This is a genomic window from Citrobacter telavivensis (genome assembly GCF_041807075.1).
Classification (GTDB): Bacteria; Pseudomonadota; Gammaproteobacteria; order Enterobacterales; family Enterobacteriaceae; genus Citrobacter_A; species Citrobacter_A telavivensis.
In genome coordinates this window covers 23,748-39,502 of the sequence record NZ_JBGUBF010000004.1, presented here as the reverse complement: position 1 = coordinate 39,502, position 15,755 = coordinate 23,748, and the positions used below count along the sequence as shown (strand labels likewise).

Genomic DNA, 15,755 nt, shown 5'->3' with positions numbered 1-15,755 from the left:
CATGAATACGTTGACCTTCTTGCTCTCAACGGTAATTGAGCTGTACACCATGGTGCTGTTATTGCGCGTGTGGATGCAATGGGCTCGCTGTGACTTTTACAATCCTTTCTCCCAGTTTGTGGTGAAAGTGACGCAACCGATTATTGGGCCGCTGCGCCGTATTATTCCCCCGATGGGACCGGTCGACAGCGCATCGCTGTTGGTTGCGTTTATCCTCAGCTTTATCAAAGCGATAGTGCTGTTTAAAGTGGTGACCTTCCTGCCGATCGTCTGGATCGCCGCCGTGCTGATCGTGCTCAAAACCATTGGCCTGCTGATCTTCTGGGTACTGCTGGTGATGGCCATTATGAGCTGGGTAAGCCAGGGTCGTAGCCCGATTGAGTATGTGCTGATTCAACTGGCCGATCCGCTGCTGCGCCCGATTCGTCGTATTCTCCCGGGGATGGGCGGCATCGATTTCTCGCCAATGGTTCTCGTCCTGCTGTTGTATGTCATCAACATGGGGATTGGTGAGGTTCTGCAGGCAACCGGTAACATGTTGCTGCCGGGGCTGTGGATGGCGCTATGAGTGCGGTGACACGCTGTGATGATGGACTGGTCTTACGGCTCTATATTCAGCCGAAAGCCAGCCGCGACAGCATTGTTGGTTTACATGGCGACGAACTGAAAGTCGCCATTACCGCCCCGCCGGTGGACGGCCAGGCAAACAGTCATCTGGTGAAGTTTCTCGGCAAGCAGTTCCGCGTGGCAAAGAGCCAGGTTGTCATTGAAAAGGGCGAACTTGGCCGCCATAAACAGGTTAAAATCATTCATCCGCAACAGATCCCGCCAGAAGTCGCGGCGTTAACTGATTAGGTATCCTATGCAAAAAGTTGTCCTCGCAACCGGCAATGCCGGTAAAGTGCGTGAGCTCGCGTCGCTGCTCAGCGATTTTGGGCTCGATGTAGTGGCGCAAACCGATCTTGGCGTTGATTCTGCCGAAGAGACCGGGCTGACCTTTATTGAAAATGCGATCCTGAAAGCACGTCACGCCGCGCAGATAACCGGGTTGCCGGCAATTGCCGACGACTCAGGTCTGGCCGTTGACGCGCTGGGCGGCGCGCCAGGCATCTACTCCGCGCGCTATGCCGGCGAAGACGCGACCGATCAACAGAACCTGGAAAAACTGTTGCTTACTCTGAAGGATGTACCGGACGATCGACGTCAGGCACGCTTTCACTGCGTGCTGGTCTATCTGCGTCACGCCGACGATCCTACGCCGCTGGTGTGCCACGGCAGTTGGCCGGGCACGATCGCCCATACGGCAGCAGGCAACGGCGGCTTTGGCTATGACCCCGTCTTCTTCGTGCCTTCAGAAGGCAAAACCGCCGCCGAACTGACGCGCGAAGAGAAAAGCGCGATCTCCCACCGTGGGCAGGCGCTGAAACTGCTGCTGGAAGCCTTACGTAATGGTTAAGTTGCCACCGCTGAGTCTCTACATTCACATCCCGTGGTGCGTGCAAAAATGCCCGTACTGTGATTTCAATTCGCATGCGTTAAAAGGTGAAGTCCCGCACGATGATTACGTCCGGCATCTGCTGAACGATCTCGACACGGACGTTGCGTATGCGCAGGACCGTGAAGTAAAGACCATTTTTATCGGTGGCGGTACGCCGAGCCTGCTTTCTGGCCCGGCGATGCAAACGCTGCTGGATGGCGTGCGTGCGCGCCTGAATCTGGCAGCGGATGCGGAAATTACGATGGAAGCGAATCCGGGTACGGTCGAAGCCGATCGCTTTGTCGATTATCAGCATGCCGGGGTGAACCGAATCTCCATCGGTGTGCAGAGCTTTAGTGAACCGAAACTGAAGCGTCTGGGACGCATTCACGGTCCACAGGAAGCCTGTCGCGCGGCGAACCTCGCCAGCGGGTTAGGTCTGCGCAGCTTTAACCTCGACCTGATGCACGGCCTGCCGGATCAGTCGCTGGACGACGCGCTGGATGACCTGCGCCAGGCGATTGCGCTGAATCCGCCGCACCTCTCGTGGTATCAACTGACGATTGAACCAAACACGCTATTTGGTTCTCGTCCACCGGTGTTACCCGATGATGATGCGCTGTGGGACATCTTCGAGCAGGGCCACCAGCTGTTAACCGCTGCCGGTTATCAGCAGTATGAAACCTCTGCCTATGCCAGACCGGGCTACCAGTGTCAGCACAACCTGAACTACTGGCGCTTTGGTGATTATCTGGGCATTGGTTGCGGGGCACACGGTAAAGTCACGTTCCCCGATGGGCGCATTCTGCGCACCACCAAAACGCGCCATCCGCGCGGTTATATGCAGGGACGTTATCTCGAAAGCCAGCGCGACGTGGAGCAGGCTGATAAGCCGTTTGAATTCTTTATGAACCGCTTCCGTCTGCTGGAAGCCGCGCCGCGCGCAGAGTTTACGCTGTATACGGGGCTGTCTGAAGCGGTGATTCGTCAGCCGCTTGATGAGGCCATTGCCCAGGGATATCTGACGGAGTGCGAGACGTCCTGGCAAATCACCCAGCACGGCAAGCTGTTCTTAAACTCGCTGCTTGAGCTTTTTCTCGCTGAGTGATGCAAAAAATCAGGCCGGGCGGTGACCCGGCCTGTGAGATTAATACTGATTAAACATTGTCTGGATCTGTTTCGGATCTTTGGTCTGGGTCAATGCCAGTTGCAGCAGTACGCGGGCCTTCTGCGGGTTCAGAGAACCTGAGGCAACGAAACCGTACTTCGCATCATCGATTTCAGCATCCTGAGTGGTTGAGCCGGTCGGTACGCGGGAAGAACGCACCACAACCGTCCCTTTATGCGCGGCGGTCGCCAGCGTATCGAAGACGGTTTTGTACAGGTTGCCGTTACCCACACCGGCGCTCACAATCCCATCATACCCCGCATCCACCAGCGCTTTTGCCGGAAGATCTGACGCATTCGCGTAGTTATAGATGATACCGACTTTCGGCAGCGCGTTCAGTTTAGAAACATCGAATGGCGTGGAGGTGGTGTGCTTACGCGCAGGCGTACGCTGGTAGTCGATTTTGCCGTTATGAATGTAGCCCAACGGTCCGTAGTTTACGGATTTGAAGGTCGCCACATCCGTCGTATTGGTCTTGGTCACGTCGCGACCGTCAAGCACGGTGTCGTTCATCACCACCAGCACACCGCGATTGGCAGAGGCTTTATCCGCCGCCGTTACCACGGCGTTATAGAGGTTGAACGGACCGTCCGCGCTCATTCCGGTAGACGGGCGCATCGCGCCAACCAGCACCACCGGCTTGTTGCATTTAACGGTCAGATCGAGGAAGTAAGCCGTCTCTTCCATCGTATCTGTACCATGGGTAATCACGAAACCGTCGGTGCTGTCACACTCGGTATTGATCTTTTTCGCCAGGGTTAGCCAGACGTCGTCGTTCATATCCTGTGAACCAATATTGACGACCTGCTCGCCTTTAACGTTGGCAATATCCTTAAGCTGCGGTACGGCTCTGACCAGATTCTCTACGCCGACCTTACCCGCCGTATAGTTGGATTTGGTTGCAGAGTCACCGCCGCCGGCAATGGTCCCGCCGGTCGCTAAAATAGTAACGTTCGGTAAGGCGAGCGCAGCACCGCTGAAGCCCATCACCAGTGCAGCGAGTACCGTTTTCCTGAAAAACTCCATGTTATTTCTCCAGTTACGTGAATTTGCCGCATTATCCCAATGCCAGAGACGAATAATGTGATTTCATCCAATTAACCAGATAAATGTATCTGCCAGATTGTTAAATTTAGAGGTGGATATCAAAACGAAGCAGAAAGGCAAAAGAAAATGGCACAGAGACGATCTGTACCATTGTTTTATATAAAAAAATTATTTAAGGGTGCTGACCAGCGCCTTGCGGTTATCTTCCAGCGTCACCACGCGGCTGCACACGTCTTTACCGAACTGCTGGAAATCTTTTTCCTGATTCTTCCATTCGTCCTGAATCGCCGTCTGTAGTCCGCCGAGGCTGCCAAGCACGCCCTGCAGCGGATTACCGCCGCCTTTCAGGACGGCTTTCGCACCCATTTCGTTGATGCTGTCCTGTAAAATGCCGCCCATCGCCTGGTTCACCAACTGCTGACCATCAGCACGAACCTGATCGATAGCCTTGTAGTGGAAGGTCAAACCGTCGGTACGATGCTCGATAATCCGGTTCATCTGCGCTTTCAACTGGGCATCCAGTTTCGTCAGACGACCCCGCATGTTGCTGCTCTCGCCGACTTCTTTGGCAATAATTTTATCCAGTGCCGCGCGCCCTTTTTCGACACGATTTCTGGCACCTTCATCAATCCACGGCAGCGCGCTGCGCAGTTCAGCCTGGTAATCTTTCGCCTGCTCGCGCTGTGCGGCGCTCAGCGTGTATTGCTTACCGTTAAACATCACGTTGCCATCCGGCGTGATCACCAGGTTGCCGTTTTCACCCTTCACCTGCACCGTCTGTGGGCTCAGAATCACATCGTCACGCGGCGTGACGCTGCACTGGTAGTCTGCATGAGCGGTCATCGCTGTTACAGAAAGAGCTGCCGCCAGCAGCGTTTTGCGCATCATAACTTTCCCTCAAGACAAATCGGGCCAGCAAATGCTGGCCCCGTATGCGTTGTTAGTCCCACCAAACGTCGAAAAGTTCGCTGGTACGCACTTCTTCAAGTTTTTGCTCTTCCAGCCACTTACGCACAATCGCCTGATGCTCTTCAGTGCATTTGCCGATTTCCTGCATGCAGATCAGACCTTCCCAGGCCAGATAACCGCTGCCGTCAAAAGCCAGCTTGTTCGGTTCAATAACGTCATTGATAAAATCATCAACGGTTTTATCAACCTGCTCTTCAGATGTGCCTTCCGGAAAACGCCATGCAACCGAAAACCCTAATTCCTGGAATTCGTCGATGTGCATTTTTTTACGCAGACGACGGCTACGGTTCTTTGCCATTATTTCACCCTCTCGAACATTAAGTCCCATACGCCGTGGCCAAGACGATGGCCACGTTGTTCAAATTTGGTTACCGGGCGCGATGGTGGGCGCGGTACATAATCGTTACTCTCTGACAGGTTTTTATACCCGTCAATGGAGGACATCACTTCAAGCATGTGCTCTGCATAAGCTTCCCAGTCAGTCGCCATGTGGAACACGCCGCCCAGCTTCAGTTTGCTTTTGACCAACTCAGCAAACGGCACCTGAACGATACGGCGTTTATTATGACGCGCTTTGTGCCACGGGTCAGGGAAAAAGAGCTGAACCATCGTTAAAGAATTGTCAGGAATCATTTTATGCAGGACTTCGACCGCGTCATGACACATCACGCGCAGGTTCTCAACGCCCTCTTCATGGGCCGACGCCAGACAGGCGCCCACGCCCGGTGAATGAACTTCAATACCGAGGAAATTTTGCTCCGCACGCGCTTTCGCCATCGCCACCAGAGAAGCGCCCATACCGAAGCCAATCTCAAGCGTGACCGGCGCTTCACGGTCAAACAACGTCGCGAAATCCACAGGTTCTTCGCTGAACTCAACGCCCATCACCGGCCAGTAGTTTTCCAGCGCGTGTTCCTGCCCTTTGGTCAGTCGCCCCTGGCGACGAACAAAACTACGAATCCGGCGCAGTGGACGGCCGTTTTCATCAAATTCCGGTGAGATGACGTCGTTTTTCATAAAAGTTAAGTCTGCTTGTGATTAAGGTCTGAAAACGGGCATTATCCAAAGTTAGTTGCCGGATGCAAGTAAAGGAAGCGGTCACGCTGCGGAAAGTTCCGGTTTACAGCCTGTTGCCTCTGTGCTGCAATCTTGCCCCCAACAATAATGAATTCGGTGACCATGCAAGCGTCTCAATTTTCAGCCCAGGTTCTGGACTGGTACGATAAATACGGGCGAAAAACCCTGCCCTGGCAAATTGATAAGACGCCTTACAAAGTATGGCTCTCAGAAGTGATGCTGCAACAGACTCAGGTTACGACGGTTATCCCTTATTTTGAACGGTTTATGGTCCATTTTCCGACGGTGACCGATCTTGCCAACGCGCCGCTGGATGAAGTGCTCCACCTGTGGACCGGGCTCGGCTACTATGCCCGGGCGCGCAACCTGCACAAAGCGGCGCAACAGGTTGCCACACTGCATAAGGGCGTTTTCCCGGAAACCTTTGAAGAGGTTGCGGCGCTCCCCGGCGTCGGACGTTCAACCGCAGGCGCCGTGCTGTCACTCTCGCTGGGTAAACCTTTTCCGATTCTTGACGGCAACGTTAAGCGCGTGCTGGCGCGCTGCTATGCTGTTAGCGGCTGGCCAGGTAAAAAAGAGGTCGAGAAAACGCTCTGGGATCTGAGCGAACAGGTAACGCCGGTGAAGGGCGTGGAGCGTTTTAACCAGGCGATGATGGATTTAGGCGCGATGGTGTGCACGCGCTCAAAACCGAAATGCTCGCTGTGCCCGTTGCAGAACGGCTGTATCGCCTATGCGAACGACAGCTGGTCGCACTATCCCGGCAAGAAGCCAAAGCAGACGCTGCCAGAGCGGACAAGTTATTTTCTGCTGTTGCAACATCAGGATGACGTCCTGCTGGCGCAGCGCCCGCCGAGCGGACTATGGGGTGGCTTATTCTGTTTCCCGCAGTTTGCCAGTGAAGAGGAATTACGGGAATGGCTGGCACAACGGCATGTTAACGCTGATAATTTGACCCAACTTAACGCGTTTCGCCATACCTTCAGCCATTTCCATCTGGATATTGTGCCTATGTGGCTTACTGTGTCCTCATGCGGTTCATGCATGGATGAAGGCAACGCGCTCTGGTATAACTTAGCGCAACCGCCATCCGTTGGCCTGGCGGCTCCGGTGGAGCGTTTATTACAGCAGTTACGTACCGGTGCCCCCGTTTAACGCACCGGACGATGAAGAGGATGAGTTATGAGCAGAACGATTTTTTGCACTTTCCTGCAGCGTGAAGCAGAAGGACAGGATTTTCAGCTGTACCCGGGCGAACTGGGAAAACGCATTTATAACGAGATTTCAAAAGAAGCATGGGCGCAGTGGCAGCACAAGCAGACCATGCTGATCAACGAAAAGAAACTCAGTATGATGAACGTCGAGCACCGCAAACTGCTGGAACAGGAGATGATCAACTTCCTGTTTGAAGGTAAAGACGTGCATATCGAAGGTTATACGCCGGAAGGTAAATAACGCCTATAGCGCTAATTTTCCAGGCCCGATAAGCGCAGCGCCATCGGGCAATGCAAAGAAGCCGGAGGCAGCGTAAATGCCTTGTCCGACCTGGGCGGGCACGATTCGTAGGTCGATCAATGATGACGCTATCCGGCAAAATGGCACAACGACAAACACAACACGCACTCCCGGAATGATGAAAAAATTTCTCGCGCTTGCCGTTATTGCGCCGTTGCTCATCTCCTGTTCCAGCTCGACCAAAAAAGGCGATTCTTATAACGAAGCCTGGGTCAAGGATACCAACGGTTTTGACATTCTCATGGGGCAGTTTGCCCACAACATTGAGAATCTGTGGGGTTATCAGGAAGTGCTGATCGCCGGTCCGAAGGACTACGTGAAGTACACCGATCAATATCAGACCCGCAGCCATATCAACTTTGACGACGGGACCATAACCGTTGAGACCATCGCCGGGACGGAGCCCGCGGCGCATTTACGTCGCGCCATTATTAAAACGCTGCTGATGGGTGACGATCCCACCTCTGTCGACCTCTACTCTGACGTCGATGACATTCAGATCTCCAGAGAACCGTTCTTGTACGGTCAGGTGCTCGATCACACGGGACAACCCATCCGCTGGGAAGGCCGGGCTACGAACTTCGCCGATTACCTGCTGCAAACGCGGATGAAAAGCCGCAGCAACGGGATCCGCATGATTTTCAGCGTGACGATTAATCTGGTGCCGAACCACCTGGATAAACGTGCGCATAAGTACCTCGGCATGGTGCGCAAGGCGTCCCATAAATATGGCATTGATGAGTCGCTGATTCTGGCGATTATGCAGACGGAGTCATCCTTCAACCCGTACGCCGTGAGCCGTTCCGATGCGCTGGGTCTGATGCAGGTGGTTCAGCATACCGCCGGGAAAGACGTTTATCGCTCGCAGGGCCGCTCCGGTACGCCGAGCCGCAGTGAACTGTTCGATCCGGCCAGCAATATTGATACCGGCACCGCATATCTGGCGATGCTCAATAATGTCTATCTGGGCGGAATCGATAATCCCACCTCGCGACGCTATGCGGTAATCACCGCCTACAACGGCGGGGCGGGCAGCGTACTGCGCGTCTTCTCCAGTGATAAAGTGCAGGCCGCGACGATCATCAACAGCATGACGCCAGGGGATGTGTACCAGACGTTAACCACGCGTCATCCCTCTTCTGAATCGCGCCGCTACCTGTATAAAGTCAATTCCGCGCAAAAAACCTATCGGCGGAACTGATCCCCCTCTTCCCCCGCTCCCGATAAAACGGTGAGCGGGTGAGTCAAGAAATCGTGACAACCATCACCCTTTAGCATTGCAAAAGGGAATTGTTTTGCAATTATTTGTCACAGGTAACAAAAAATCGCCCACAGTCATTGATAGAATCACATCATACAGCAACGGCATTTGTGCCAATCGAAACATCCATTCGCCTTATGGTGTGAGGAAATTAACATGAATCTTAAGCTGCAGCTGAAAATACTCTCTTTTCTGCAGTTCTGCCTGTGGGGAAGTTGGCTGACAACCCTCGGATCCTATATGTTTGTCACCCTCAAATTTGACGGTGCTTCTATTGGTGCAGTCTACAGTTCACTGGGGATCGCGGCGGTTCTGATGCCGACGCTTTTGGGTATTGTGGCGGACAAGTGGCTCAGTGCAAAATGGGTCTACGCCATCTGTCACGTGGTGGGCGCGATAACGCTGTTCATCGCCGCCGAAGTCACCACGCCGGGAGCGATGTTCTTCGTCATCCTGCTTAACTCGCTGGCGTATATGCCAACGCTTGGGCTTATCAACACCATTTCCTATTATCGCTTGCAGAACGCAGGCATGGACATTATCACCGACTTCCCGCCGATTCGTATCTGGGGCACCATCGGTTTTATCGTCGCCATGTGGGCCGTGAGTTTCTCCGGCTTCGAACTGAGCCATATGCAACTGTATATTGGCGCCGCGCTCTCTGTGATACTGGTGCTGTTTACGTTGACCCTGCCGCACATCCCGGTGGCGAATCAGCAGAAGAATCAAAGCTGGACCTCGATGCTGGGTCTGGATGCTTTCGCGCTGTTTAAGAACAAGCGCATGGCGATCTTCTTCATCTTCTCGATGATGCTCGGCGCGGAACTGCAAATTACCAACATGTTCGGGAACACCTTCCTGCACAGCTTCGATAACAACCCGCTGTTCTCTGGAAGCTTTATCGTTGAGCACGCGTCGGTGATGATGTCGATCTCGCAGATCTCCGAAACGCTGTTCATCCTCACCATTCCGTTTTTCCTGAGCCGTTACGGTATCAAGAACGTGATGCTGATCAGCATCGTAGCGTGGATGTTGCGCTTCGGCCTGTTCGCCTATGGCGACCCAAGCCCGTTTGGTACCGTACTGCTGGTTCTGTCGATGATTGTTTATGGCTGCGCCTTCGACTTCTTCAACATCTCCGGTTCGGTATTCGTTGAGAAAGAAGTTCGCCCCGAAATTCGCGCCAGTGCGCAGGGCATGTTCCTGATGATGACCAACGGCTTCGGCTGTATCCTCGGCGGCGTAGTGAGCGGGAAAGTGGTGGAGTATTACACTCTGAACGGCATTACCGACTGGCAAACCGTGTGGCTGATTTTTGCCGGCTACTCGCTGGTTCTGGCCTTTGCCTTCGTGGCGCTGTTTAAGTACAAACACGTTCGCGTACCGACCGGCACGCAGACCGTCGCACATTAATCTCTCTGCCGGATGGCGACGCTTTCGCGTCTTATCCGGCCTACACCGAATACCAGGCCGGATAAGCGCAAGCGCCATCCGGCATTCTCCTTCGATTACTTCAAAACATACCCATACAACCGCTTAATTCCGTCAGCATCGGTTTCACTGTAAACGCCCTGCAACTCCGGCGAGAACCCCGGCAGCATATTGACCCCTTCTTCCAGCGCCAGGAAATAACGCTGTACCGCCCCGCCCCACACTTCGCCCGGCACCACGCACAGCACACCAGGAGGATATGGCAGCGCCCCTTCCGCCGCGATACGGCCTTCGGCATCACGAATGCGCACCAGTTCAACATCACCGCGAATAAAAGCGCTGTGCGCATCCTGCGGATTCAGCGCCACCGCCGGGAAGCTCTCCTGACGGAACATCGCTTTTTGCAGATCCTTCACGTCAAAGCTAACGTACAGATCGTGCATCTCCTGGCACAGTTCGCGCAGGGTGTAGTCGCGGTAGCGCACCGGATATTTATTGAAGATGGTCGGAAGTACCTCTGCAAGCGGGGTATCGTCTTCAATATGTTGTTCGAATTGCGCCAGCATCGCCGTCAAATGCGCCATCTTTTCCGGACTCTCGGCGGGCGTCAGCAGGAACAGAATCGAGTTGAGATCGCATTTCTCCGGCACAATACCGTTCTCGCGCAGGTAATGAGCCAGAATGGTCGCCGGAATACCAAAATCAGTATAACGCCCTGTCTGTGCATCAATGCCCGGCGTGGTGAGCAGCAGCTTGCACGGATCGACAAAATACTGGTCGTCGGCATACCCTTCAAAACCATGCCATTTTGCGCCCGGTGCAAAGCTGAAGAAGCGCCGCTCACGGGCAATTACCTCGGTGGGACACGACTGCCACGCCTGACCGTCAACGACCGGCGGAATGAACGGCTGAAGCAGCTTACAGCGATCAAGGATCGCCTTACGCGCCTCAATTCCCAACGTCACACATTCTGCCCACAGGCGTCGGCCACTCTCTCCTTCGTGGATTTTGGCATTGACGTCCAGCGCGGCAAACAGCGGGTAGAACGGACTGGTTGAGGCGTGCAGCATAAACGCATTGTTCAGCCGCTTATGCGGGCAGAAACGCGCCTGGCCGCGAATGTGATTATCTTTCTTGTGGATCTGTGAAGTCTGCGAGAACCCGGCCTGCTGCTTGTGCACCGACTGGGTGACGAAAATACCCGGATCGTTTTCATTCAATTCCAGCAGCAGCGGCGAACCGTCGGCCATCATCGGGATAAACTGCTCATAGCCAACCCAGGCTGAGTCGAACAGGATGTAGTCACAGAGATGACCGATTTTGTCGATCACCTGACGTGCGTTGTAGATAGTTCCGTCGTAGGTTCCCAACTGGATGATTGCCAGTCTGAAGGGGCGCGGCAGCTCCGCCTTATCCGCTGCCACTTCACGGATCTGTTCGCGCAGATACGCTTCATCGAAGCAGTGTTCATCGATCCCGCCGATAAAACCAAACGGGTTACGGGCGGCTTCCAGATACACCGGGGTCGCCCCCGCCTGAATCAGCGCTCCGTGATGATTCGATTTGTGGTTGTTGCGATCGAACAGCACCAGATCGCCACGCGTCAGCAGCGCATTGGTGACCACTTTATTCGCTGCCGACGTGCCGTTCAGAACGAAATAGGTTTTATCGGCGTGAAAGACTTTTGCGGCAAACTTCTGCGCATGTTTGGCCGAACCTTCGTGAATCAACAGATCGCCGAGCTTCACGTCGGCATTGCACATATCCGCGCGAAAGACATTTTCGCCAAAGAAGTCATAGAAGTGGCGTCCGGCCGGGTGTTTTTTAAAGAACGCACCGTGCTGATGCCCTGGACAGGCGAACGTGCTGTTCTTCATTTCCACATACTGCGTCAGCGTGTCGTAAAACGGCGGCAGAAGGTCTTCCTCATACAGACAGGCGGCTGATTCCAGCTCCAGCCACTCCTGCGCATTTCCGCTAATGAGCGCCGTCGCGCCTGCGGGTAGATCCATTTTCTCTTCAGTGAGAATAAAGACCGGCAGATGAAAGCCCGTACGTGTGAGCAGAGCAAGAATGCCGCTACGGCTATCGGCAACGGTCATGACGACCGCCGCGATATCGGTGAAGTCGGTACTGTCCAGCGCCACAACGCCGCGATGAGTAGATAAACGAGAGACCAGTTCACTACTGGCGGCAATGTTCATTGATTTCATAAGCGCAAAAACCCGTTTCGGGAGAATAAGAGTCCCGGACAAGGCTCAATGCCCTGCCCCACGAGATGTTTGGGTCAAACTGGTCACCAGCTCCGACCGCCAGACATCAGTAAAAGCAGACCGCTTCTGATTTTACTGTTGTCCTGCAGTGAGCATACGTTGCCCTCACCGCATGGTGAGTAAAAGGGAAGGAATAACGAGAAGGGGTAGCCATCGCGCTAAGCGGCGATGCAAAAGGTGATGTGAAGGTGTAGCGTTCATCCCGTGCGGCCCCAAACGGACTGGAGAAAATTCGCGCAATCATGGCACCTTTAACCAGGAGGGGCAAGATTTAATTCTTATGCACACTTGTTGCGGTTAAACAACACTGAAAATGAGAATCAGGTCATAATAATGCAATCTGACATAATAATTAACAGGAGCTAACGTGGTAATCGGACCTTTTATTAACGCCAGCGCCGTTTTGGTGGGTGGCGTTATTGGTGCCCTTCTTAGCCAACGTTTACCGGAACGGATTCGCGTCTCAATGACCTCAATTTTCGGTCTCGCGTCACTTGGCATTGGTATCTTACTGGTGGTCAAATGCGCCAATCTTCCGGTTATGGTGTTGGCAACGCTGGTCGGTGCGTTAATTGGTGAGTTTTGCTATCTGGAAAAGGGGATCAACAACGCCGTCGCGAAAGCGCAGACGCTCTTTATGCGCCCGGGTAAAAAGCAGCCCCATGAATCGTTTATCCAGAACTATGTCGCCATCATTGTTCTTTTCTGCGCCAGCGGTACGGGGATTTTTGGGGCGATGCGCGAAGGGATGACCGGCGATCCGAGTATCCTGATTGCCAAATCCTTCCTCGATTTCTTTACCGCCATGATTTTCGCCTGTTCGCTCGGTATCGCCGTTTCGGTTATCTCTGCCCCGATGCTGCTCATCCAGCTTTCACTGGCTACCTGCGCGGCGCTCATTTTGCCGCTCACCACCCCCGCGATGATGGCCGATTTCAGTTCGGTCGGGGGATTGCTGCTGGTCGCCACCGGTTTACGCATCTGCGGAATCAAAATGTTTGCCGTGGTCAATATGCTTCCGGCGCTGATCCTCGCCATGCCGATTTCCGCCGCCTGGACCGCGTATTTCGCTTGAGAATGCGTGCAATAACAGCAAAGTGGTGATAGATTGTGCAGTCTGCGTCGAATTGAAGAAATTTCGTTGACGAAATGAGGCGGATCGGTTTTAATGCGCCCCGTTGCCCGGATAGCTCAGTCGGTAGAGCAGGGGATTGAAAATCCCCGTGTCCTTGGTTCGATTCCGAGTCCGGGCACCACTATTTAGAAGAACCAGCCTACGGGCTGGTTTTTTGCTTTTGTGGCATGTGTCATGGCTATTGGATTCTTTACCACAAGACAACATCTGGTCAGTTGTCTTGTGCATCGACCTAATCTTTGTTTGGGAAGCTCCTGGCAATCATTATGAAAGTGCATTGACACATTAGGCCCCAGTCCAAAACCTCCAGCACCATATTGCCGAATATTAATCCCTCTTTATCCATCCATTTTTACTGATATCGGCGGGGGCATACTTACATACAGCTTAAAAATATCAAGCGATACCAGAAATACCGTAAACACTCACTTTCAAAGATATGTGGAGTACGGTTTTCAGAACGTGAATTCATTTTTATTCACAATAGTTTTTATTTTTACCATATATATCTGAATCATGAATATATTTATTATATTTGTTAGCCTCAAATATGGGTATACAATGAACACAATACCCCAGATAACTCGCGTAACAATATTGAGAGCAAATGAAGGATTGGAAAATGAATTCCAGGTCGATATTTTTTTTATGTACAGCCACTTTGTTACTGGCAGGATGCGCACCACATTCCCCAATTGATGAGAAAAAAACAGGAGTATCCGGGAAAGACAATAGTGTCAGCAGTAAAAGCCTTTCTGCTCAATTGACGGATAAAGATATTTTTGGCAACGAAACCACACTGGCCGTAACTGAAGAGGACATTCAGGCAGCACTGGAAGGAGACAAGTTCCGCGTACCACTTAATTCCCCAGTGATCCTGGTGCAATCCGGCAGTCGCGCGCCGGAAGTTACTATGCAAGAAGAGATGCGGAAATATTATACTATCGCAACATTTTCTGGCATCCCGGACAGGCAAAAAGCGGTAACCTGCAATAAAGAAAAAAATAGGGATGAGAGCCAGGATGTCGCGGTGGCTGAAAATATGAACTGGATGCAGGCGCTGCGTTTTGTTGCCGCAAAAGGACATCAGAAAGCCATCGTCGTTTATCAGGATACATTGCAGACAGAAAAGTATGACCCGGCCCTGAAATCAACAGTGTGGTCAGATTATACAAATGAAAAACTGACCGACATTATCTCACTGCGTTACCTGGTGCGCTTCACTCTGGTGGATGTGGCAACAGGCGAGTGGGCCACATGGTCGCCGATCAATTATGAATACAAAGTGCTTCCACCACTACCAGGGAAAAAAGAAGTCGGTCCCTCTGATGTGACAGAGCAACAAATCACTCAGCTTAAGCAAAAGACGTATGCAGCAATGATGAAGGATCTGGTAAACCGCTACCAGTAATCAGCATTGGTTGCCGCCAGTGATTTACGGCGGCAGCCAGTGATTTACGGCGGCAGCCAGTGATTTACGGCGGCAGCCAGTGATTTAAAACGCCATCCAGCCACTCGTTGAACGGTTTTTCCTGTGCGCCAATATTGCATACATTCTGGTCCTGCATCAGCAATGACGCTAACAACGTCTTACGTTCTGCTAGTCAATCCATTATTTCGTTAAGAACGATATTTAAAGATAGCATATATCGTCAATAATTATCATTTAATAAATTTGGCGTAAGTATAAATTACACCAATAACTATTGAAAAAAATAGAGTGGTAAAATAGTCGAATGCATTTACTGTCCCCATAGTAAAAACCAGTAGCAACCATCGTTGAAATAAAAGCAAAAAATCTTTAATTATTAATATGATAATCCATAAAAACCCTTCTTAACTTTATCAATTATTTAAACCTCACACTTATCTGGTTATTCATCCCCTCAGATACGGAATAATCAGAAAATCCGATCTTCCCACAAACTGTAAGCGCTAGTGCCAGCGATACAATGTTCCTGAGTGATACTCTCATAAGTGAACGACACGGTTTCCTCTGGTTGACCGCCACTATTGGTAATGGAATGTGGAACTGACAGATGGATATCTGAAATTCTCGCTTTAATGAGTTTTACTTTGTAATACAGTTCATTAATCCCGAAACGGTTGGTACGATAAAATTCAAAATCGCAGGTCAGACATTCATTTTCGGTAATAGCCTTACTCAGTAAAGGTGTTGATTTATCCACTGGTTTCTGAATGTTAAGTGCAAGATGGTTCACATTTTGTGCCCGACTCAGCCCGTGACTCATACCCATTACCATTATCTGGTCCATATGTGCAATCTGCGCCTTATTGCCGATTGAAGCCTGGGAACAACAACCGGCTGAAATCAGCCCCTGAAGATCGCCATTCAGCGTCAGATAAACAAGATTTGCCATGTTAAACTCCTTCTATTCCAT

The 15,755-nt window shown here is 52.1% G+C and carries 16 protein-coding genes and 1 tRNA gene; 11 read left to right on the top strand and 6 right to left on the bottom strand.

Going from position 1 to position 15,755, the window contains the following annotated elements; all coding sequences use genetic code 11:
- The first annotated feature begins 1 nt into the window (after position 1).
- The 4 genes from ACERJC_RS17355 to hemW are packed head-to-tail and all read left to right on the top strand — an operon-like array spanning position 2 to position 2,585.
- Positions 2-568, top strand: coding sequence for a YggT family protein (locus tag ACERJC_RS17355; RefSeq protein ID WP_046497238.1), 567 nt, complete (start codon positions 2-4; stop codon positions 566-568).
- A complete protein-coding gene (gene yggU, locus ACERJC_RS17350; protein WP_044255664.1) occupies positions 565-855 on the top strand; it encodes a DUF167 family protein YggU in 291 nt (96 codons plus the stop codon). Before ACERJC_RS17355 ends, yggU begins: the two co-directional genes overlap by 4 nt.
- Before the next feature lie 7 nt (positions 856-862).
- A complete protein-coding gene (locus ACERJC_RS17345; protein ID WP_152405995.1) occupies positions 863-1,456 on the top strand; it encodes an XTP/dITP diphosphatase in 594 nt (197 codons plus the stop codon).
- The gene (hemW, locus tag ACERJC_RS17340) at positions 1,449-2,585 is read left to right on the top strand and encodes a radical SAM family heme chaperone HemW (protein WP_286631568.1); all 1,137 of its coding nucleotides are present in this window, start codon (positions 1,449-1,451) and stop codon (positions 2,583-2,585) included. The genes ACERJC_RS17345 and hemW overlap by 8 nt, the downstream gene beginning before the upstream one ends.
- Positions 2,586-2,624: 39 nt before the next feature.
- Here the strand turns inward: hemW and ansB are convergent, their stop codons facing one another.
- The 4 genes from ansB to trmB all read right to left on the bottom strand — a co-directional run bounded on the left by ansB (position 2,625) and on the right by trmB (position 5,678).
- Entirely contained in the window at positions 2,625-3,671 is a 1,047-nt protein-coding gene (gene ansB / locus ACERJC_RS17335; protein ID WP_152405997.1) for an L-asparaginase 2, read from the bottom strand.
- Between the two features lie 189 nt (positions 3,672-3,860).
- Entirely contained in the window at positions 3,861-4,580 is a 720-nt protein-coding gene (locus ACERJC_RS17330; protein WP_152405998.1) for a YggN family protein, read from the bottom strand.
- 52 nt (positions 4,581-4,632) lie between these two features.
- The gene (locus ACERJC_RS17325) at positions 4,633-4,959 is read right to left on the bottom strand and encodes a YggL family protein (protein WP_152405999.1); all 327 of its coding nucleotides are present in this window, start codon (positions 4,957-4,959) and stop codon (positions 4,633-4,635) included.
- Complete coding sequence (gene trmB / locus ACERJC_RS17320; protein WP_178824432.1) at positions 4,959-5,678, bottom strand: tRNA (guanosine(46)-N7)-methyltransferase TrmB; 720 nt, start codon at positions 5,676-5,678, stop codon at positions 4,959-4,961. Before trmB ends, ACERJC_RS17325 begins: the two co-directional genes overlap by 1 nt.
- 162 nt (positions 5,679-5,840) lie before the next feature.
- Here trmB and mutY point away from each other — a divergent pair, with 162 nt between their 5' ends.
- From mutY to ACERJC_RS17300, 4 genes are all read left to right on the top strand, one after another.
- Positions 5,841-6,893, top strand: a complete 1,053-nt coding sequence (gene mutY, locus ACERJC_RS17315; RefSeq protein WP_373672148.1) for an A/G-specific adenine glycosylase — start codon at positions 5,841-5,843, stop codon at positions 6,891-6,893.
- Positions 6,894-6,920: 27 nt separating this feature from the next.
- Entirely contained in the window at positions 6,921-7,193 is a 273-nt protein-coding gene (locus ACERJC_RS17310; RefSeq protein WP_152406002.1) for an oxidative damage protection protein, read from the top strand.
- Positions 7,194-7,371: 178 nt separating this feature from the next.
- Complete coding sequence (gene mltC, locus ACERJC_RS17305; protein WP_152406399.1) at positions 7,372-8,454, top strand: membrane-bound lytic murein transglycosylase MltC; 1,083 nt, start codon at positions 7,372-7,374, stop codon at positions 8,452-8,454.
- A 216-nt stretch (positions 8,455-8,670) separates the two neighbouring features.
- Entirely contained in the window at positions 8,671-9,927 is a 1,257-nt protein-coding gene (locus ACERJC_RS17300; protein WP_286631572.1) for a nucleoside permease, read from the top strand.
- 95 nt (positions 9,928-10,022) lie between these two features.
- On the opposite strand, the gene ACERJC_RS17295 is transcribed toward ACERJC_RS17300, so the two are convergent.
- Positions 10,023-12,158: an ornithine decarboxylase gene (locus tag ACERJC_RS17295; RefSeq protein WP_373672147.1), complete on the bottom strand. Its 2,136-nt coding sequence runs from the start codon at positions 12,156-12,158 to the stop codon at positions 10,023-10,025.
- A 427-nt stretch (positions 12,159-12,585) separates the two neighbouring features.
- Between ACERJC_RS17295 and ACERJC_RS17290 the strand changes: the two genes are divergently transcribed.
- From ACERJC_RS17290 to ACERJC_RS17280, 3 genes are all read left to right on the top strand, one after another.
- On the top strand, positions 12,586-13,293 hold the full coding sequence (locus ACERJC_RS17290) for a DUF554 domain-containing protein (protein WP_152406004.1): 708 nt from the start codon (positions 12,586-12,588) through the stop codon (positions 13,291-13,293).
- 105 nt (positions 13,294-13,398) lie between these two features.
- Positions 13,399-13,474, top strand: a tRNA-Phe gene (locus tag ACERJC_RS17285).
- A 501-nt stretch (positions 13,475-13,975) separates the two neighbouring features.
- A complete protein-coding gene (locus tag ACERJC_RS17280; RefSeq protein WP_373672236.1) occupies positions 13,976-14,764 on the top strand; it encodes a lipoprotein YafT in 789 nt (262 codons plus the stop codon).
- A gap of 490 nt (positions 14,765-15,254) precedes the next feature.
- Here the strand turns inward: ACERJC_RS17280 and ACERJC_RS17275 are convergent, their stop codons facing one another.
- On the bottom strand, positions 15,255-15,734 hold the full coding sequence (locus tag ACERJC_RS17275; protein WP_373672146.1) for an Hcp family type VI secretion system effector: 480 nt from the start codon (positions 15,732-15,734) through the stop codon (positions 15,255-15,257).
- Between the last annotated feature and the right edge of the window lie 21 nt (positions 15,735-15,755).